The 18,674-nt window shown below is 51.6% G+C and carries 18 protein-coding genes; 2 read left to right on the forward strand and 16 right to left on the reverse strand.

The window, feature by feature from the left end; translation table 11 throughout:
• Nucleotides 1-279: 279 nt before the first annotated feature.
• The 12 genes from ACXYMU_RS04660 to ACXYMU_RS04715 all read right to left on the reverse strand — a co-directional run bounded on the left by ACXYMU_RS04660 (nucleotide 280) and on the right by ACXYMU_RS04715 (nucleotide 10,197).
• The gene (locus ACXYMU_RS04660) at nucleotides 280-1,203 is read right to left on the reverse strand and encodes a sterol desaturase family protein (RefSeq protein ID WP_458985187.1); all 924 of its coding nucleotides are present in this window, start codon (nucleotides 1,201-1,203) and stop codon (nucleotides 280-282) included.
• A gap of 14 nt (nucleotides 1,204-1,217) precedes the next feature.
• A complete protein-coding gene (locus ACXYMU_RS04665; protein WP_458985188.1) occupies nucleotides 1,218-1,673 on the reverse strand; it encodes a DsrE family protein in 456 nt (151 codons plus the stop codon).
• 30 nt (nucleotides 1,674-1,703) lie between these two features.
• On the reverse strand, nucleotides 1,704-2,141 hold the full coding sequence (locus tag ACXYMU_RS04670) for a rhodanese-like domain-containing protein (protein ID WP_458985189.1): 438 nt from the start codon (nucleotides 2,139-2,141) through the stop codon (nucleotides 1,704-1,706).
• 79 nt (nucleotides 2,142-2,220) lie between these two features.
• A complete protein-coding gene (locus tag ACXYMU_RS04675; RefSeq protein WP_458985190.1) occupies nucleotides 2,221-2,853 on the reverse strand; it encodes a TlpA disulfide reductase family protein in 633 nt (210 codons plus the stop codon).
• A 71-nt stretch (nucleotides 2,854-2,924) separates the two neighbouring features.
• Nucleotides 2,925-3,809, reverse strand: coding sequence for a DoxX family membrane protein (locus ACXYMU_RS04680; protein ID WP_458985191.1), 885 nt, complete (start codon nucleotides 3,807-3,809; stop codon nucleotides 2,925-2,927).
• A 148-nt stretch (nucleotides 3,810-3,957) separates the two neighbouring features.
• Nucleotides 3,958-4,326, reverse strand: coding sequence for a hypothetical protein (locus tag ACXYMU_RS04685; protein WP_458985192.1), 369 nt, complete (start codon nucleotides 4,324-4,326; stop codon nucleotides 3,958-3,960).
• Nucleotides 4,327-4,454: 128 nt separating this feature from the next.
• A complete protein-coding gene (locus ACXYMU_RS04690; RefSeq protein ID WP_458985193.1) occupies nucleotides 4,455-5,702 on the reverse strand; it encodes an MFS transporter in 1,248 nt (415 codons plus the stop codon).
• Nucleotides 5,703-6,160: 458 nt separating this feature from the next.
• Nucleotides 6,161-6,574, reverse strand: a complete 414-nt coding sequence (locus ACXYMU_RS04695) for a YeeE/YedE family protein (protein WP_458985194.1) — start codon at nucleotides 6,572-6,574, stop codon at nucleotides 6,161-6,163.
• Nucleotides 6,575-6,624: 50 nt separating this feature from the next.
• A complete protein-coding gene (locus tag ACXYMU_RS04700) occupies nucleotides 6,625-7,134 on the reverse strand; it encodes a YeeE/YedE family protein (RefSeq protein WP_458985195.1) in 510 nt (169 codons plus the stop codon).
• Nucleotides 7,135-7,277: 143 nt separating this feature from the next.
• The gene (locus ACXYMU_RS04705) at nucleotides 7,278-7,604 is read right to left on the reverse strand and encodes a rhodanese-like domain-containing protein (protein WP_458985196.1); all 327 of its coding nucleotides are present in this window, start codon (nucleotides 7,602-7,604) and stop codon (nucleotides 7,278-7,280) included.
• 216 nt (nucleotides 7,605-7,820) lie between these two features.
• Nucleotides 7,821-9,233 carry an MBL fold metallo-hydrolase gene (locus ACXYMU_RS04710; protein ID WP_458985197.1) on the reverse strand — a complete coding sequence of 471 codons (1,413 nt, stop codon included), beginning with the start codon at nucleotides 9,231-9,233 and terminating at the stop codon, nucleotides 7,821-7,823.
• A gap of 109 nt (nucleotides 9,234-9,342) precedes the next feature.
• Nucleotides 9,343-10,197, reverse strand: a complete 855-nt coding sequence (locus tag ACXYMU_RS04715) for a sulfite exporter TauE/SafE family protein (protein ID WP_458985198.1) — start codon at nucleotides 10,195-10,197, stop codon at nucleotides 9,343-9,345.
• Between the two features lie 212 nt (nucleotides 10,198-10,409).
• Here ACXYMU_RS04715 and ACXYMU_RS04720 point away from each other — a divergent pair, with 212 nt between their 5' ends.
• Complete coding sequence (locus ACXYMU_RS04720; protein ID WP_458985199.1) at nucleotides 10,410-10,796, forward strand: DUF302 domain-containing protein; 387 nt, start codon at nucleotides 10,410-10,412, stop codon at nucleotides 10,794-10,796.
• Nucleotides 10,797-10,860: 64 nt separating this feature from the next.
• Here the strand turns inward: ACXYMU_RS04720 and ACXYMU_RS04725 are convergent, their stop codons facing one another.
• From ACXYMU_RS04725 to ACXYMU_RS04740, 4 genes are all read right to left on the reverse strand, one after another.
• On the reverse strand, nucleotides 10,861-11,508 hold the full coding sequence (locus ACXYMU_RS04725; RefSeq protein ID WP_458985200.1) for a Crp/Fnr family transcriptional regulator: 648 nt from the start codon (nucleotides 11,506-11,508) through the stop codon (nucleotides 10,861-10,863).
• Nucleotides 11,509-11,958: 450 nt separating this feature from the next.
• The gene (locus ACXYMU_RS04730; RefSeq protein WP_458985201.1) at nucleotides 11,959-13,296 is read right to left on the reverse strand and encodes an MBL fold metallo-hydrolase; all 1,338 of its coding nucleotides are present in this window, start codon (nucleotides 13,294-13,296) and stop codon (nucleotides 11,959-11,961) included.
• Between the two features lie 159 nt (nucleotides 13,297-13,455).
• Nucleotides 13,456-14,847 carry a porin gene (locus tag ACXYMU_RS04735; protein ID WP_458985202.1) on the reverse strand — a complete coding sequence of 464 codons (1,392 nt, stop codon included), beginning with the start codon at nucleotides 14,845-14,847 and terminating at the stop codon, nucleotides 13,456-13,458.
• A gap of 40 nt (nucleotides 14,848-14,887) precedes the next feature.
• Nucleotides 14,888-15,502: a class I SAM-dependent methyltransferase gene (locus tag ACXYMU_RS04740; protein WP_458985203.1), complete on the reverse strand. Its 615-nt coding sequence runs from the start codon at nucleotides 15,500-15,502 to the stop codon at nucleotides 14,888-14,890.
• 405 nt (nucleotides 15,503-15,907) lie between these two features.
• On the opposite strand from ACXYMU_RS04740, the gene ACXYMU_RS04745 reads away from it, so the two are divergent.
• The gene (locus ACXYMU_RS04745) at nucleotides 15,908-18,451 is read left to right on the forward strand and encodes a PAS domain-containing protein (protein ID WP_458985204.1); all 2,544 of its coding nucleotides are present in this window, start codon (nucleotides 15,908-15,910) and stop codon (nucleotides 18,449-18,451) included.
• The last annotated feature ends 223 nt before the right edge of the window (nucleotides 18,452-18,674 follow it).

Consider the following 18,674-nt stretch of genomic DNA (forward strand, 5'->3'; position numbering starts at 1 on the left):
GAAAATAATATACTGGAATGGGTATAAGTATCTGTAAAACAGTATTTTATTTGTTTTGCTTTTGGCGTTTTTAGCTTAAGTTTTACCTATAATGAGCACCTGCTATAAGTTTTATGAAAAAAAAAACATGAAGCACACCTGAAAAATGAGTTCATACGACCATATTTATCAAACACGAAGTTGCATACAGGTAGACGAATACAGCAAGGACGCTGGCAAAGTAAAAAAGGCGAGCAATGTACAGCTCGCCTTTCTATGTAGGTATGTTCAGTGCTCTTGCTAGGAGGTTGCTTTCTGCCGCCGGGTCTCTGCTGTAGGAGCAGCGGATTTAACAGGGTGGCCCTCACGGAACGGTTGGACCTGCTGTTCCATGAAAGACTTCGGGTAGTGTTCAACTTCATCAAAGCCCAGTTCGATGTCACGCCCGTCTTCTGGCTCATAAGCGGTTCCGAATAAGTAATCCCAGACGCTTAGCGTGATGCCATAATTGGCACCGTAGCGGCGTGGCATGTGCTTGGCGTGGTGCCAGATATGCATCTGCGGGTTGTTGAACAGAAAGCGGAACGGGCCAAGCGGTACCTTAAAGTTTGAGTGGTTAAAATGTCCGACTGCCGTAGCGAAGATATGCACCAGGAAAAAGTCCTGAATACCAAAGCCGATCATGGCTAGCGGAATATACTCTAAGGTACGGTACACCACCGTTTCACCCCAATGGAAACGCAGGTGGGCCGCAAAACCCATCTGCTGTACCGAGTGATGCACCTTATGGAAATTCCACAGGAACTCGAAGCGATGTAGCAAGCGGTGCACGTTCCATTGAATAAAATCACGCACTACAAACAAGGTTAGCAACTGCGCCCATACCGGCCACGACTGCACCTCAAAAGCTACGAGGTTGCTAATCCCAAACAGGCCAAGAAAATCGTTGAATGCCTCGACTCCTACATTAGAAACTGCATTGAAACCGACCAGCGAGAACAGAAAAAAGTTAAAGAACATGTAAAAGCCATCGAGCCAGAAGTCCATGCGGAATTTAGGCTGATGCTGTCTCCAAGGGGCAATGATCTCCAGTAGCCAGAAGAACAGCGACAAGCCGATCAGCCAATAGAAGTAATTGCCCCAACTCGGGTTCAGGACCTCACGCCACAGGTAGCCCCCGTAGTCGGCGAAGGAGTTGATGAAAATGCTCCAGTATTTTTCCATGTAATGTGTTTAGGTTATAGCCTGATGTAGCTCCAACCTTCCTCTTGCTTTTCGATGATCTCCACCACACCCATCGGCACCGTAATCACACCCGGCAGTAACTGCTCTTTTTGCACGTTATGGGCACGCATGGCATTTTCGCAGGCTGCAAACACCACACCCTTATCCTGAAGTGCTTTCAATTGCTCGGCTGCGGTTGCTTTGTCTTTTACCAACATATCCAGGCCATTGCCATGCACCACTACCTCTAGTTTCGCCTCGGGCCAGTGGTTCATCATCCGGTCCATATGTTGCATGATTTTGCCTTGTCGATCACCGTCAGCCGAGACCACATCATACACCACGAGGTGCTGCTTGGCGGCTTGTGCTGTTTGGGTGCCTGCCAGTTTTGCCTTTGTTTTTACCTGGGCAAAAGTCAGTGGCGCAGCGAACAGGAAGAATGCTGCAAGAAAGGTCAGTTTCAGTTTCATGGTTTTATAGGTTAGGTGAGAATTATACGATTATTCAACAGGAACGCCTGCGCTTTTCAGGGACGAGAACCCTTCGGTGGCATCGTATACCTGCTTAAAGCCAAGTTGCTGCATCTGTTGGGCCGCTTGTCGGCTTCTGCCTCCAACGGCGCAGTATACCAGGTAGGTTTTCGACTTATCCAAAGCCTGCAGGCGCTGCGAAAAATCAACGGCACTGATGTCTACCAGCGTCGCGTTTTGCAGGTGACCAGAAGCGAATTCGCCAGGTGTGCGCACGTCCAGCACCACCACCTCGGGCTGCTGCGCCAGCAAAGCCTTCGCCTCCTGGCTGTCAACTTTTTTCACTGTTGCTGCTGTTTGTGCGGTGGTGGCAGTTTGCACGGCGCTGGTTTCGTCTGATGCGGCTGACTCGGCACTGCACGACGACAGGAGCGCGCCTGCTATCAGAAACAAGGATAATCCTTTCATAAGGGTTGTTTGGTGTAGGTTGAAGTTGAAAAGTATGTTGGCCACTGCCACGCAACAGCCAACATACGGTTTATTGATGTTATTTTACCATGCTCTGCAGGAAATCACGGACTTCTTGGTTGTCGTAGTCGGCCATACCTTCCTGTTTCGCCACAATCTTGCCTTCTGGCGAGATGATGAACGTGGTTGGGATAGCATTGCTGTAAAACTCCTGTGGTAGCTGGCCAGTCGGCATGTATACCGGGAACGTAAAACCTTTCTTGTCGATAAACTTCCTCACTTTCTCCGGGCCGCCCTCATCCACCGACAGCATCACGAAGGCAATTTTGTCGGAGCCCACTTTATCATAAAGCTTCTGGATGTTTGGCATCTCGGCCACACACGGCGGGCACCAGGTGGCCCACATGTTCAGGAACACTACTTTTCCTTTCAGGCTCTCAAAATTCACGGTCTTGCCATCCAGGGTCTGCATCTTAAAACCGGCTCCGGCCATCGGCGAGGTCTCGAACTCTGATGTCTCCGCAATTTCTCCAGCCGTTTTTGCAGGCAGCGTTTCTGGCATGTCAGCATTTTTTATACCCGTAGCGAGCAGCAGGCGCTGCACTTGCCCGATGGCCTCGGTATGAAGACCGGTAAGGTATAGTATTCCAAAAATGGCCAGTGTAATAGCCCAGCCCGGTATGTCTTTGAATGAAAATCTCTTCTTATCCATTTTATCTCTGTTTATTCTTGTTCAAAAATTGAGAATGATTTGCTGGCACCTCAATTGGTGCCAGTATTAGTTTAAAGTTCAACAGTTGTAAAGCCCTGCTGCTTCAGGTCGAACATGTGCGTCAGGCCGTTTGGTACCACTTCTATACCGTCCATCAGCGTGCCAGGGTCAATGTTGAATTTTTTGAGCGACATGCCACACACGCGGTACGTGACGCCCGCTTTTTTGCCTGCTTCAAACTCCTGGCTCATATCGCCACCCTTTACAAAAGCCTCCACAGATTTGCCGCAGGCTATAATCACGAATGCGCCGCTGTTGTATTTGCTTTCCTTCGTGATGGTTTCCGCTGTGTTTACGGCAGCCTTCAGGTGGTCGGGCTGGCTGATGAGCACGGCATATTGCTGCTTGGCAGCAGTAGTCGCGCCTTGCTTTGTAGTTGCTTGCGCCACAGAATCGATGGTAGTGCAAGAGCCTAGCAAAAAGAACAAGCCAAATGTGGCAAGCACCATCGCGCTACGCGCCTGAACGTTGGCAAATATATTTTTTCTCTTTAACATCTGATCTAATCCGTAGTACATGGCTCCGTTCGTTATGAAAAATAAAAGGACACCGAGCAAAGCGATGTTCTTGAAAAATGGTCCCGCCCCCTCGGGGTTTCCTATCTGTATGGTAAGGGTTATCGGGACGAGTATAGATAGCAACAACGATGCCGCTATCCGGGTTTTTAGGCCCAAAAACAGCATAAACCCGCCAACTACCAACCCCATACCCGACAGGATAACCAGCGTCTCCGCCGGCGCGATCCAGGTAGCCAGGTGGCCCATATCGGCGCTTTCCAGGCGGGCAGTAGCGCCGGCAGTTTTGAACAGGTGGTTAAAGCCCGCCATAATAAATATCAGGCTGCCCATAAGGCGCAGCGCTAAAAAGGAGATTTTCTGCAATGGTGTGATTTCCATAGTATGTTTTCTTAAAATAAAGGATGCAGGCATAGCGATTCGATAGCCTGATTGCCAAGGTAAAAAAGAGATACAGCGTTTGATTAGAAGCAGTATGGAGCACAGGTTTCCTGCGCAACTGCCTGCAAAAGCTGTTTAACCTAAGATTTTAAGAAAACCGGGGTGGGTCAGGGTCTGTCGCCAGATCAGGGGGGAGGTGGCTGCGCGTGTTCGTCTGAAAGCGTGTTCGCTCCACCTGGTTGGTGTATGAAATGTTGTATTCCGATGCCGACAAAACTGCATATACCTGCTGTCCGCATTCAATAACAATATTCGCGGCACTTTGCTGCTCGGAATGGGTCTGGTGCTTGATGCACTTTTTCCGGCAGGTGCGCTTCAGGGCGATCTTGTTTTTACTGCACGAGCTGCTGATTTCGCTTTGCCCGTTAGCCCCCATGCCACGCAAACTGCTGTTGTTTTTCGGCAATGCGAAAAGCAGCAGGAGGGTGCTCAGGAACAATAACAGGTAGGGCTTCATAGGCAGTTTAGCGCAATGTTGTTTCTGGGTTTATATGCGGTCTTAGTTTGAACAACAAACCAAGTGGTGTAAATCGTTTCAGCGGGTATAGTTGCAGGTATAAATATAGGCATTCTGGGCTTCTAAAACTACCCGACACCACATTCGTGGCTATGCCAGAGCAGCTTTTTTGTGCAGCACATCCGGACCTCTGAAAGCACCCCGGCACCGATGGTTAAAAAAGCCGTGCCCAGCAATACCGCCTGCAGGCCAAACATGTCGCTGAACACACCGGCTATCACAGCGCCGGCCACGTAGCCGAAATCGCGCCAGAAACGGAAAATGCCCAGGCTCTGCGGTCGTTGGGTGGGGTGCGTGTTCTCGGCCACCACCGACAGGAAGTTTGGGTATACCAGTGCCGTGCCCGCCCCCAGTATCACCAGCGCCAAAACCAGGATAGGGTAGGAGCCGGAGAAGTAAAGCAGCCCGATCGCTGCGCCTTGTATCATCATGCCGAGACTCAACAGCTGCTTTTTGCAGAGCATGTCCCCGAGTTTGCCCGTTACCAACTGGCCCAGTCCCCATACCACCGGGTAGATACCAGCCAGAAAACCAGTCTCCGTCAGGCTATACCCCTTCGAGAGCAGCAGCACAGGCAAAAGGCCCCACAAAATGCCATCGTTCAGGTTATTCACAAAGCCGTTGAGCGTGACAGAGCCCAGGTTACTGTGGCGCCAGGTTGTGTCCTTCCAGATGTTGCGCAGCAGCGGGATGTTGGTTTTGGCCGCCTCGGTTTTCACATGCGCGTGCGTATCGCGGATAAAGAATACCGTAAGCAGCAAGCCGATGATGGAGAAAGCGATGCCCGGTGTGAAAGCGTAGGATACGACACCCGTTGTGGAGGCGATATACCCTGCTAGAAACGACATCAGACCAACCGCGAGGTAACCGGCAAACTCGTTGATGCCCATGGCCAGGCCACGGTTCTTTTCGCCTACCAGGTCTATCTTCATCACCACCGTGGCCGACCAGGCAAGCCCTTGGTTAAGGCCCAGCAGAAGGTTGGCTGCAATTACCCACCACCAGCTACCTGCATACAGCAACAGCCACGGCACCGGCAGCGCAAATAGCCAGCCCAGGGTTAACAATTGTTTTCGGGTATACTTGGTGGCCAGGCGGCCCATCATCAGGTTGGCAAACGATTTCGCCAGTCCGAAAGCCACGATAAACGAGAGCAGCGCGGTATGGCCGCTGATGCCGAAAACGGTCTCGGCAAACTCCGGTATCACCGAGCGCTCCAGCCCGACCATCGCGCCCACAAACCCGTTGATCAGCACCAACAACCAGAACTGCGTGGCGTTTTCCCTTAATCCAAGTTGTGTGTCCGTTGTGCTCATCTTGTTACTTTTGTTGTCAGTAATGTGAACTCGTGAATTTAGCAACGATAGCAAGACTCGGAACTCTGTGTTTTCATAGCTTGCTTTGCGCTCCACGCCCGCTGGGGCGCGTTTTCCCGCTCGGCACTGTGTAGTTGAAGCTGCCTTCGCCTTGCTCAGGCTGCCTCTCTTCGTTCGGCACCGCAACACCTACAAGGTGCCTCTCGGAAAAACTGGAAATCATTTAGCCTTGATTTAGCTATACTATGCTTCTCAAGTGTTCAGAGATTTATTTCAAAGTAAGTTAACATATAGCAATTCCTGAGTTTACGTTGTCAGTAATGTGTACGTGCTGCCGGGTAGGGTATGGCTTGTGTCAAATTGAAGCACTATGCCATACCTAGGTAACCGCCTGTAAACACAGAACCGATAGACTTTGCAGGCCATCGGTTCCGGTTGTGTTTTAATCTTTGTTTCGCTTAATGAGGGAGCTTGTCGCGCAGCACCCCGTACAGGTAAGTGCCTATCAAGGCGCCTACTATGGCAATCAGGATGGCCCAGTAGCCATACCCCAGGTTCACGAACATCGGGCCCGGGCAAGCGCCTGTCAGTGCCCAACCCAATCCGAAGATGGTACCACCGATCAGGTAGCGCGGAACTGACTTTTCCTTTGGCGTGAAGATGATCGGGTTGCCCTGATAATCCTTCATGTTGTACTTCTTGATCAGATAGGTGGCAATAACTCCCAGTACAACGGCTGTTCCGATGATGCCATACATATGGAAAGCCTGGAAACGGAACATCTCCTGAATTCTGTACCATGAGATCGCCTCTGACTTACTCATCACGATGCCAAACAAAATGCCGGCTACTATATATTTTAATCCTTTCACGGTCTTGCTGTTTCTTGTTTATGGATAGTTGCTTTAGCGCGCTGCTGTTCTTAAAAAATTAACGGCAACAAGAGGTGTGTCATGATCAGGCCACCGATGAAGAAACCGATAACAGCGATCAAAGACGGCAGCTGCAGGTTAGACAAACCGCTTATGGCGTGGCCCGACGTACAACCACCTGCGTAGCGCGATCCGAAACCGATCATCAAACCACCGATCAGCATAATCAGGAAGCCTTTCACAGAGAAAATCGCCTCTAAGCTGAAGAGCTCGTCTGGCTGTAAACTGTCTGGTGACGAAATACCCAGAGCGCTTAAGTCCTGAATAGTTGCCTGTGAGATTTGCACGGCATCACCGTTTGATAAAAACTCAGAGGATATCCATCCGCCCAGGATAGCACCCACCACAAACAGCAGGTTCCAGGTTTGGGAGCGCCAGTCGAAGTCAAAGAATTTTGTATGTTTCCCTGCACCGCAGGCGGCGCATATCACACGCAGGTTAGATGAAAAGCCAAACGATTTACCGAAAAACAGGAGGATCACCATGACAAATGCGATCAAGATTCCTGAGGTGTACCAAGGCCAAGGCTGGCTAAGATATTCTAACATTTTCCTTATTCTAAAATTAGTGAGTGTGTATGGTTGAAGTAAGTATGAACAGGCCACTTGCGGTTCTGTTCATACCGATGGTTTCGTTTGGGTGATTACCTTGGCCAGGAGCCTACGCCCCCCACCAGGTTATGCGCTTTGTATCCCTGGTCTGCCAGCAACTTGCAGGCAGAGCTGCTGCGGTTGCCGCTGCGGCAAAACACATAATACGCCTTGTCTTTGTCGAGCTTGCCTAAAGCAGCCTGAAACTGGCCAGACAGGAAGTCGAGGTTTTTGGAGCCGGAGATAGTGCCTGATGCAAACTCACCTACGGTGCGCACATCCAGCAACTCGGCGTTATCAGCCTTCTCGAACTCAGCCTTGAATGTCTTTCCGTCCAGGTCGCTGTAGTTCTTCGGGGTTTTATTGAATATGTTAAACATGGTTTTATTTCTTTAGTGGTTTCCTTTTCTTTAGTGGTTTCCTTTACAACTTACTATATAAAGGTCCGGCTTTTCCAGCTTTCGTTCAGTGACTTAGGTCACGTAAGGGAAATTGTTATAAATAATTGTCATTTCGAACAAAGTGAGAAATCCGGAGCATTTTATAGACTCAAAATATTTCAGATTTCTCACGAAGTTCGAAATGACAAAGTTGATTTACTTCAGTGTAGAAGGGCAAACGAAAGCCGTTTTCGGAACGGCTGTTTCACTGATGGATTTGAAGCCACCTTCTACGTTTATGACGTTGTCAAACCCTCTTGCCTTCAGGATAGAAGCCGCGATCATGGAGCGGTAGCCACCGGCGCAATGCAGGTACATATCCTCCGTTTTTGGCAACTCAGCCAGGTAGTCGTTGAGGAAATCGAGGGGTGCGTTTTCGGCTGTCTCCACGTGCTCCGACTGGAACTCGCTTGGCTTCCGCACATCCACCACTTTGATGCTGCTGTTCTGGGTATAGCGGTCCGCAAACTCGGTGGCAGCAATAGAACTGATTGTGTCTACTTCCTTGCCTGCATTTGCCCAGCTGTTAAAACCACCTTTCAGGTAACCGATCGCGTGGTCGTATCCTACACGGGCCAGTCGGGTTACTACTTCCTCTTCGCGGCCTTCCTCCGCCACAAACAGGATTGTCTGCTTGATGTCCGGGATCAGGGCACCTACCCAAGGGGCAAAGTTACCGTCGATACCGATGTTGATGGCGTTCGGGATAAAGCCTCTGGCAAACTCCTCCGGCTTGCGGGTATCCAGTACCAGCGCGCCTGTCTCGTTAACGGCTGCCTCAAATGCCTCCGGCGATAAGGCCTGCAAGCCCTGCTGCATCACGTCGTCGATGTTGGCGTAGCCTTCCTTGTTCATCTTCACGTTCAGCGGGAAGTAGCTTGGGGGCGGTGCCAAACCGTCTGTCACTTCTTTCACAAACTCCGCTACCGTCATGTCGGCGCGCAGGGCGTAGTTGGTGGCTTTCTGGTTGCCGAGGGTGTCGGAGGTCTCCTTGCTCATGTTCTTGCCACATGCCGAGCCCGCTCCGTGCGCCGGGTAAACGATCACGTCATCTGCCAACGGCATGATCTTGTTGCGGAGCGAGTTGTACAGATGCGTTGCCAGTTGCTCCTGCGTCAGTTCCGATTTTGCGGCCAGGTCCGGGCGGCCCACATCCCCGATAAACAGGGTGTCGCCGGTGAAGATGGCGTAGTCTTTTCCTTGCTCGTCCTTCAGCAGGTAAGTAGTCGATTCCATGGTATGGCCGGGCGTGTGCAGCACCGTAATCGTCACGTCTCCAACTTTCAATACCTCACCGTCTTTAGCGATGTAAGAATCAAAACTGGTCTGGGCGTTCGGGCCGAAAACGATCTGCGCATTGGCGGCTTTCGCCAAATCGATGTGGCCTGAAACGAAGTCGGCGTGGAAATGCGTTTCGAGCACATATTTGATTTTTACGCCGTTCTGCTCTGCTTTCTCCAGGTATGAGCTGATCTCGCGAAGCGGATCAATGATGGCGGCCTCGCCGTTGCTTTCGATGTAATATGCGCCTTGTGCCAGGCAGCCGGTATATATTTGTTCTACTTTCATGGTATGCTTGTTTTGTTATCTGTAGTGCCACCCTTTCTGCCAGATGACATTACAAATATCGTAAGATTATTAGCTAAAGTCTGTGACAAAGGTCACCGGGGGCTGCCGCTTAGGCGAAAAATATCTCTTTCGTAATGATGTAAACACCCATGGCAAGCACGAACCAACCAAAGGAAGTCTTGAGTTTATCCGCGTGGATCTTGGTAGACAGGAAGGAACCCAGGAAGATACCCACCACTGAGATAGAGGAGAAGATAGCCAGGAACATCCAGTCGATTTCATAGTTGTACACATCGCCGATGAAACCGAACAGCGACTTTGCCGCAATGATCAGCAGGGACGTGCCCACCGCCATTTTCATGTCCAGCTTGCTGAACAGTACCAGCGCCGGGATGATCAGGAAGCCACCACCAGCACCTACAAGGCCTGTAAGCGTACCTACCACCAACCCTTCGGCCAGTATGCCAAAGTAGTTGAATTTAGGCTTCGGGTGCGGTGCATTCGGGCTTTCGTGCTCCACATCAATCTCTGTATCGATGTTATCATCCACAGTGCCGTTTGCCTCCTTCTTCTGTCGGATCATGCTGATAGACGCGAACACCATCAGGGCAGCGAAAAGCATCATCATCATCACGCCTTTTGTCACCTCAAAGTCACCTACACTGAACAGGTGTGTCGGGATGGCGGGTACCAGGTAACGGCGGGTGGTATAAACTGCGATGATGGAAGGTATACCGAACACTACCGCCGTTTTAAGGCTCACCAGCCCCTTTTTGTAGAACCTGTAGCTACCAAACAAACTGGTAAGGCCCACGATGAAAAGAGAGTAAGCCGTTGAGATTACCGGGCTCAGACCCAGCAGGTAAACAAGCACCGGAACGGTGAGGATAGAGCCGCCGCCGCCAATCAAGCCAAGGGAAAGCCCGATAATAAGGGCCGCAATGTATCCAAGTATGACAATCATAAGTTCTTTGTTTTATTTTCAACGCTACAAAGGTACAGCAGGCAAACCCCGACTACTGTGACAATGGTCACATAGATAGCAAACTCAGGATATATTTTCGGCCTCGTGTCGCATAAACTATTATGTGTACTGCTTTCGCTCAGGACTAGGTAATCGGCTGAACCGTTAATAATGCCGCGCGTATGCTAAGAGGCACAACATACGAGATGACTATGAATTACAACTTCACGAAAAAAGTAGACTTTACCTTTCAGGAGGCACTGGAAAAGACAAAAGAGGCACTCAAAGGGGAGGGCTTCGGCGTCATCAGCGAGATAGACCTGAAAGAGAAATTCAAGGAAAAACTGGATGTGGACTTCAGAGAGTATATGATTCTGGGGGCCTGCAACCCGGCGCTCGCGCACAAGGCCATTGCGCAGGAAGACAAGATTGGGACGATGCTGCCCTGCAACGTGCTGGTGCAGGAGCACGACGGCGGCAAGGTGGAGGTAACCGCCATCAACCCGATGGAATCAATGGCATCGATCGAGAACGATAACCTGGCGAAGATCGCCAAAGAGGTAAGCGAAAAGCTCAAAGCGGCGCTCGACAAGCTGTAAACCGGTATTTATACCCCATAAAGCAACAAGCCCTGGCAAATTATTTTGTCAGGGCTTGTTGCTTTTAGATGTTGTCCAGGTCGTGCACTTCGAGGTAGCTGCGGTGCAGGGTAATGGCCCCTGTCTGCTCCAGTTTTTTGAGTAGCCTCGAGATCACTTCGCGGGAGCTGTTGAGCTCGTAGGCGATTTGCTGGTGCGAAAGCTTTATCTCGTTGCCGCTCACTTTTACGTGGCGCTTCAGGTAAAACAGCAGGCGCTCGTCCAGGCCCTTAAAGGCAATGCTGTCCAGGGTTTGCAGCAGTTCATCGAAGCGCTGGCGGTAGGAGGCGATCACGAAGTTGTGCCACGTTTTATACTTGGCCAGCCAGGATTCTGACAAATGTGACGGTATGAGGATGATCTCGGCATCGGAAACGGCTTTCGCCATAATCTGGCTTTTCTCGTTTTTGGCAGTGCACATCATCGACAGGGCGCAGGCGTTGCCGGGCTCCAGGTAATACATCAGGAACTCGTTGCCCTCATCGTCCTCGCGGTATACCTTCAGCAGGCCGCTCAGCAGCAGGATCGTGGACTTGATGAACTGGCCGGTGCGCATGGCCTCTTCGCCTTCTTCAAGCTCTTTCAGCGTGCTCTCGCGCATGATCTCTTCCAGCAGCGGTTGCTCGAGTTGTGGGAAGGCCTTGTGCAGGATGTGTTCGGGAATCGTTTCCATGAAGGAGGATATAGGTATGGTGAATGTGTCTTTAAATATACGGGATTGAAAAATGAGAGCTTAAGAAACTTAGCTGTTGTTCCACAACTTGAAACTCTTTGCTTTCATAGTCTGCTTTTCGCTCCACGCCAGGGGTAGGGGCCCTTCTTAAGCTGGGGCGCGTTTTCCCGCTCAGCGCTGTGTAGTTGAATCTGCCGGGAGGGGCCCTCTATCGCTCTGCTCAGGCTGCCTCACTGCGTTCGGCATCGCAACACCTACAAGGCACTTCCCGGAAAAACTGGAAACTACAAAACCTTGATCTGGCTATATAATTTCTCAAAAACGCTAAAATATTTCTTTTAAAGCTATGCAGCTTAAACTTATCTCTTATTTCAAGAAAAAATAAAACCAGTAGGAGCAATGGAATGCCCCTACTGGTCTGTATATCAAGGGTACAAAGTAACCCTTTTCTTATTTGAAGTCGTTTACGGCTTCGCTCAGGTCTAGCACTTTGGTTTTCGGCAAGGCAGACTCCACGATGCTGCTACCCGCCGCAGAACGATACCCGCCAGCGCAATGCACCACCACAGGCTTGTCGTTCGGGATCTCGTCGGCGCGCTCGCGCAACTCCGGCAACGGAATGTTGATGGAATCCTTAAAGAATTTCTGGCTCTTCACTTCCGACGCGTTACGGATGTCGACGATGGTATATTTCTCCGGGTGTTCTTTAAAATCGCCAAGGTCAATTTTAGGAGAATCTACCTCTGCCTTGCCGTCCAGCACGAAAGCTCCTCTTATAAGCGCCTCATACCCAATTTTAGCGGCTTTCCCGATGGCAGTCTGCAGTTGCTCCTCGTCGGCAGCCACCAAATAATACTGCTCCTCCGGGCCCACGATGCTACCTAACCACGTCTCGAACTTGCCGCCTTCCTGCACGTTAATGGCGCCTTTCAGATGGCCTTTTTTGAACGTCTCCTGGTCGCGGGTGTCCACGATGATCGCGCCTTCTTCCGGCTGAAAGTTTTTCTCCAGGCGCTTCACGCCATCAACGCTTTGCTGGTAAGCCGGGGCGCCTTTCTTGTTCAGGGCCACATCATAGCCAAAGTACTTCGGCACGAACGGCTGCTCCTCGGTGATAAGTTTCACGAACTCGTCCTCGCTCATTTGCTGCAGGGCGTAGTTGCCTGTTTTCTCGGCACCGATGGTGCTGCTGTTGGCCTCGCTCAGGGCTTTCCCGCAAAGCGTGCCGGCGCCGTGCGCAGGGTATACCAGCACATCGTCGGTCAGCTTCATCAGCTTTTCGCGGGTGCTGTGGTACATTTCGCGGGCAAGTTCCTCGCGCTTGGCAGTTACGTTACCGGCACTCTCGCGCAGGTCCGGGCGGCCCACATCCCCGATAAACAGGGTGTCGCCAGTAAATACGGCATGGTCTTTTCCGTTCTGCTCCAGCACAATACTGATGCCGTCAGGGGAGTGGCCCGGGGTATGGATCGAGCGAAGTTTGAAGTCTCCGAAATCCAGCGCTGCGCCTTCGTCGAATGCCTCGAACGGATAGTCGGCCCCTACCATGCTGTGGGCATAAATGGTAGCGCCTGTTTTCTGATGTATCTCTAAGTGCGAACTCACAAAGTCAGCGTGCGGATGCGTTTCGATCACGCCTACGATCCTGGCCTTGTTTGCTGCTGCGTAATCATAGTATGGCTGCGGGTTGCGGGCAGGATCAACTAAAATTATTTCGGATGTATGCTCGCTTAAAACCGCATAGGAGTAGTGCGCTAAGCCTTTATCTTCAAACTGTTTTATTTTCATACGATGTCGTGTTTTTTATGAAATGATATTCTGGGCATGTATACATTTCAAGTGCTCAGAAGATTATACCCACAAAGGTATAGCATGGTTAAGATGCGCACAGTGATAATAGTCACACAAGCTAAAGGGAGTATAAAATAATTAGCCTCACAGCCCGCGCTAGAAAGTGAGTTGGGTGACGAAATTGAGGTTATGGAAATTGGTTTTGTAATACATATCCGCCAGCGGCAGGCTGGAGCCAGGGGACAGTTTGTTCACATAGAGCAACCGGAAGCTTAAGCCGTCCAGCACGGGCTTGCTCGGTTTGTACTGCAGGTCGGTTACAAAGCTGTAATAAGAGGGGTTTTTATATTTGTTAAAACGAAAAGCATTGGGGGCTGGCAACCAGGCTTTTGCCACGGCACCCTCCAGCGACAGGTTTTTCGACCATTGCTTCCTGACTTTTATATTCACCAAGTCAGATTTGCCGCTGCCTTCCATGCGGCCCCGCGGCAGGGTGGCGAAAAACTGCTCGCGGCCCCACTCCCTCGGAAACAGAAAGCGACCGCCATCCCCGGTATGCAGGTAGTTGACAGAAACATGCCAGGTGGCAGGCTCATACGCCAACCTGCCGCCCACCAGCCATTGCCGCTGGTCAGGGAAATAGGCGAGTTCCGCAGCCTTGTTGCCGCCGTTTCCTACCCTGAACTGGTATAGGCCTTCCATACCTGCCTTTACCTGTGGCGCTACTTCCAGCACCGCGCGGGCATACAGATTGTCCGAGACGTTATCTATCCAGTAATTCCATACCTCCGCTTGCAGTTTATCAGTCGGGTTGGCTTGCAGGCCTGCAATGGCCACGCCCTCGGTATGGGTATGCTGCGCGTAGCCGGAGGCCTGCCCCCGGTCATCGACACCCACCGCGTAAATGCCAATGCTTTCCGCAGCCGAAAACCACTTAACGGTGCTGCGCGGCGAGAACTGCCCAAGCCAGGCCAAGGTTAACATGCTTTTTTCGTGTAGCGGCAGTTGGAGGTGCGCCCCCTGTGCGGCATAAGGCTTCATGCGGGTGTCCTGCGGGTTGATGAGCGGGGAGGTGAAACTGATGCGGCCAACTCTTGCAAGCACCTTTCCGCTGCTGTACTCCAGGTATAATTCATCCAGCCGGTCCAGGTCCGCGTGGTTTTCGGGGTCCTGCACGTCAAACAGCTCCAGTTCCTGCTGAGGGTACTTGCCGGCAATAGCATCCCGCTCCGCAAGGTCAGAGGAAAAAGCATTATAGGTAAACAACCCCGCAAACCCAAACCTGAAACCATGGAGCGGAGCCGTCCGAAACCCAATGCGGGCCCCGATGGCGTTGGCATAGTTATCGGAAAGCTCCCGGTGGTTAAGGGTAGCCATAAAGTAGTTGCGAACATGACCTTCCACCTCCCCTTTGGTGAAGAGTTCTTTCACGCTCTTCACCTGCACAGTGTCGGAGGCAGGAACGTTAGGCGGGTGCGTTTGGGCTATCGATGTGCTCCCGCCTGCAAAGGCCATGAGGCAGGTCGCAAAAAAAACTTTGATGATCATATCAGATTATAAGGCAGCCAAATGTAAAGCCGCAGAAAAATTATTGCAAGGTTTCGGGTTTGGTAGCCACCAGCCGGGTCACGAAGCCTTTGCCCTCATGGTAGGTGCCCTCTGCCAGCGTGATCTCCCGTTCTTCGCGTAGCGTAATCTTCAGCCCCTGAAACTCCTGCTCCAGCAGGTCGGCGGTATAGAGCATACTCACGTCCTTCGGTCCTCCGGAAGGGTAGTGCTGCTGGAGTTGGTTCGGGTGAAAAGCCTCCAGGATAAGCGTGCCACCGGGTTTGAGCCACTGCGCCACCCGCGGATGGAACTGTTTCCGCACTGCACTCGGGAAATGGGCATAGATCAAGGCCACCGCATCCAGCGACTCCGCGGGGCAGGTATATTCAGCTGCATCAGCCACCTGGAAGTCAATACTCACGCCGGACTGCGCGGCCAGTTTCAGCGCCTTCTCGCGGCCTGCGGCGCTAAAGTCGAAGGCCAACACCTCCCAGCCCTGTTGGGCCGCATACACCGCGTTTCTACCCTCCCCCTCGGCGGGGAGCAAAATCTTGCCCGGTGTTAGACGGTTAAGCTGCTCCCGGAAGAACTCGTTTGGCTCTTGCCCATATGCCATGCCTTCACGGTCGTACCGCTCATTCCAGAATTCTTTCATCTTATCTTGTTTTAAACTGCTAAAGGATACTGCCAGCACAATAACTTTGATGCCACCAAAAGCAGGCAGTTACTCTTTTTGGTGATGCAAAGGTCGGCATGTGTGGCACCGCTTTCTGTGACATTGGTTACAGAGGCACTGTTTGCCTGCCGGTTCCGGGTTTTACGGAGTTATAGGGCCATAGTGCCGCGAAAGAAAATCAGCCAGGAAGCGTAACCAATCACGGTTTCTGATGTAAGGTATATTTTTTATGTTCATTCACGTATTATGTGGGCCAAATGTGGAAACGGATAGCTACATTTGAGGTGCATGCATACCCGGCAACCTTTAACCAGCGATTTTTTGGCTGATTTTGACTAGAAGTTGGGAAGGGGTTGCGCTTATTTTTTTATAACCTTATCGTACATGATAGAGCATACGACGCCCGAGCTTAAGAAAACCGGTAATGGCAAGCAAGCGCTTTCGTTTCAGCATATTTTTGAGTCGCAGGCAGGGGCCATAGCGGTTTTGTCGCAGCAGTTTGAGGTACAGGCCGCTACCAATGCCTTTGTGGCAGAAACCGGGATGCAGCGGGAAGAGCTGATCGGTAAAAATATTACGGCGGTGCTGGCGCTGCCACCTCTAGGTACAGGGCTTTTCACACAGGTCCTGCAAGCCTCGCTGCAGCAGGTGCTGAGCACGAGGGAGGCCTATCAACTCCAAAAACCCTTGCCATATACCCCCAGCACGGCAGCATTAGAAGCTAAGACCGAAACGCAGCACCGGCTCTTTCACCATACTCCTGTACTGAACGAGCAGGGCGAAATAGCCTATATACTATTTGAGTGGACAAAGGCGGTTGGCTGTCTGGAGGCCGAACAGGATCTTTTGGAGCGCAAGAATTGCGAGGAGGCTACCGAGGCGCTACAGCGGTATGAGCACACCTCGTTGCGCCTCGACCCGCTCTACAAGAAGCTGTCTGCCCCGGTCGCCATTCTGGAGGGCCCGGACTTTGTGTACGCTGATTACAATGATGCCTCCGCGCAGCTGTTCCGGGAAAAGAATAAGCTGGGGTATGCGCTGTTTGACATGCTTCCGGAATTAAAGGGGCAGGAGATAGAGAAGATACTGAACCATACCTACCAGACAGGTGAGACCTTCGAGGGGATGGGCATTCTGGTTCCGGTGGCGCCGCAAAAAGGGGCTGAGCCCGAGGACCGGTACTGGAACCTCATCTGCCAGGCAATCCGCAACGGCAGCCAGGAAATTACCGGCCTCATGGTGTTTGCACAGGATGTTACCAGCTGTGTGGAATCGAGGAAGGAAGCGGAGAAGCGCGTATTTAACCTGCAGGAGTTTAACCAGGAGCTGGAGAAACGCCTGAAAGAGTATACCGAAGAGCTTCAGCTGGCCTATGCCGAAACCAACAAACGCATCGAAAGTTACCATTCCCTGTTTATACAGGCACCGGTGGCCATCGCCATATACCGGGGCAGCCAGCACATCGTTGAGCTGGCGAACCCGCTTTTGTGCCAGTTAACGGGCCGCACGTCCGATGAGCTGCTCAACAAGCCGGTATTTGAGGTGCTGTCTGAGTTGAAGGGACAGGGCATCGAAGAGATTCTGGCCGATGTATACAATGAGGGCATCGACTTTGAGGTGAAAGAGATGCCGGCCATTGTGGACCTGAACGGGCAGAAGCACCACGGCTTTTACCATACGCTTTATACCCCGCTGCGGAACGTCAATAACGAGATCGAGGGCATTCTGCAGGTAGCTTACGAAGTGACTGAGCAGGTAACCGCCCGCGACAAGGCAGAGGAGATCGCCGACAGGATCCTGTTTATGGCGAATGCCATGCCGCAGAAGGTATGGACCGCCGATGCCAACGGAGCCGTGGACTATTGCAACCAGCAGTGGCTGGACTACACGGGCCTGAGCAGGGAGGAGTTTATAGGCTGGGGATGGCAGCACATTCTGGAGCCAGCCCTCGTAGAGTCTAACGTTCGGGTTTGGAAGCATTGCGTGGCTACCGGCGAGGAGTTTCAGTTAGAGCACCGGTTAAGGCGCAAAGACGGCGAGTACCGCTGGCACCTGACCCGTGCCCTGGCGCAACGCAACGAAAAGGGTGAAATCACGATGTGGTTTGGTACCAGCACCGACATCCACGACCAGAAACTGGCAGAGGAATCGTTGCAGGACCTGACAGCGGAACTGAGCGCGGCGAACATTTCTATCCGGCAATCGAACGAAGACCTGGGGGCCATGAACCAGAAGCTGACGCACATCAACTCGGACCTCGACAACTTTATTTACACCGCCTCCCACGACCTGCGCGCGCCGATCTCCAACATCGAGCGCTTGATGGAAGAACTGCTGATCGAACTTCCTGAGGAAAGCCTACGCAAGCAAGAGGTGAAGGCGATAACAGGTATGATGAGCAATGCGGTGGACCGTTTCAAGAAGACCATCATCAACCTGACCGAAATCACGAAGCTGCAAAAGGGAGAGGACGCAGTGATCACGCCGCTCAACCTGGAGGAGATTGTGGAGGATGTGAAGCTCGACCTGGCCCAATTGATCGGAGCCTCCAAGGCTGAGGTGACCATAGATTTCCATGGCTGCACGTTTATTACGTTCTCGGAGAAGAACATGCGCAGCATTATTTACAACCTGCTATCCAACGCGCTCAAGTACAAGCACCCGGAACGCGTGCCACAGATTGAGGTCAGTTGCCGCGAGGAAGGGGAGTTTGTCGTGCTTCGCGTGGAGGACAATGGCCTGGGTATCGGAGAGAAACACCAAAGCAAGCTGTTCGGCATGTTCAAGCGCTTCCACGACCATGTGGAGGGAACCGGCGTCGGGTTATACATGGTAAAGCGGATTATGGACAATACCAACGGCAAGATAGAAGTGAAAAGCAATGTCGGGGAGGGCACCTGCTTCAGCGTGTACTTCCGCAAGGTATAGCCATACCCTTTGCTCGTTGCCTCAAAAAAGTTCGCGCGCATCCTTAATCCGGTGCGCGCGAACTTTTTAATTTTTATACCTATTAAACGGTCACTATATATCATAAAACAATACTTTTAGCGTTACCTTACTTTGATTATAGCGCTACTGTTCAGATATTTTCATGCGACATTTTTACCGTAGCACCTGCTTTAGTACCTTTAAGTTTCATTCACTGCCTGAA

Source organism: Pontibacter sp. CAU 1760 (assembly GCF_054482735.1).

What these genes read in the sequence shown, in the direction of transcription:
- ACXYMU_RS04660 (WP_458985187.1), bottom strand. Translation starts at nt 1,203, where the DNA reads ATGGAAAAATACTGGAGCATTTTCATCAACTCCTTCGCCGACTACGGG.
- ACXYMU_RS04665 (WP_458985188.1), bottom strand. Translation starts at nt 1,673, where the DNA reads ATGAAACTGAAACTGACCTTTCTTGCAGCATTCTTCCTGTTCGCTGCG.
- ACXYMU_RS04670 (WP_458985189.1), bottom strand. Translation starts at nt 2,141, where the DNA reads ATGAAAGGATTATCCTTGTTTCTGATAGCAGGCGCGCTCCTGTCGTCG.
- ACXYMU_RS04675 (WP_458985190.1), bottom strand. Translation starts at nt 2,853, where the DNA reads ATGGATAAGAAGAGATTTTCATTCAAAGACATACCGGGCTGGGCTATT.
- ACXYMU_RS04680 (WP_458985191.1), bottom strand. Translation starts at nt 3,809, where the DNA reads ATGGAAATCACACCATTGCAGAAAATCTCCTTTTTAGCGCTGCGCCTT.
- ACXYMU_RS04685 (WP_458985192.1), bottom strand. Translation starts at nt 4,326, where the DNA reads ATGAAGCCCTACCTGTTATTGTTCCTGAGCACCCTCCTGCTGCTTTTC.
- ACXYMU_RS04690 (WP_458985193.1), bottom strand. Translation starts at nt 5,702, where the DNA reads ATGAGCACAACGGACACACAACTTGGATTAAGGGAAAACGCCACGCAG.
- ACXYMU_RS04705 (WP_458985196.1), bottom strand. Translation starts at nt 7,604, where the DNA reads ATGTTTAACATATTCAATAAAACCCCGAAGAACTACAGCGACCTGGAC.
- ACXYMU_RS04710 (WP_458985197.1), bottom strand. Translation starts at nt 9,233, where the DNA reads ATGAAAGTAGAACAAATATATACCGGCTGCCTGGCACAAGGCGCATAT.
- ACXYMU_RS04715 (WP_458985198.1), bottom strand. Translation starts at nt 10,197, where the DNA reads ATGATTGTCATACTTGGATACATTGCGGCCCTTATTATCGGGCTTTCC.
- ACXYMU_RS04720 (WP_458985199.1), top strand. Translation starts at nt 10,410, where the DNA reads ATGAATTACAACTTCACGAAAAAAGTAGACTTTACCTTTCAGGAGGCA.
- ACXYMU_RS04725 (WP_458985200.1), bottom strand. Translation starts at nt 11,508, where the DNA reads ATGGAAACGATTCCCGAACACATCCTGCACAAGGCCTTCCCACAACTC.
- ACXYMU_RS04730 (WP_458985201.1), bottom strand. Translation starts at nt 13,296, where the DNA reads ATGAAAATAAAACAGTTTGAAGATAAAGGCTTAGCGCACTACTCCTAT.
- ACXYMU_RS04735 (WP_458985202.1), bottom strand. Translation starts at nt 14,847, where the DNA reads ATGATCATCAAAGTTTTTTTTGCGACCTGCCTCATGGCCTTTGCAGGC.
- ACXYMU_RS04740 (WP_458985203.1), bottom strand. Translation starts at nt 15,502, where the DNA reads ATGAAAGAATTCTGGAATGAGCGGTACGACCGTGAAGGCATGGCATAT.
- ACXYMU_RS04745 (WP_458985204.1), top strand. Translation starts at nt 15,908, where the DNA reads ATGATAGAGCATACGACGCCCGAGCTTAAGAAAACCGGTAATGGCAAG.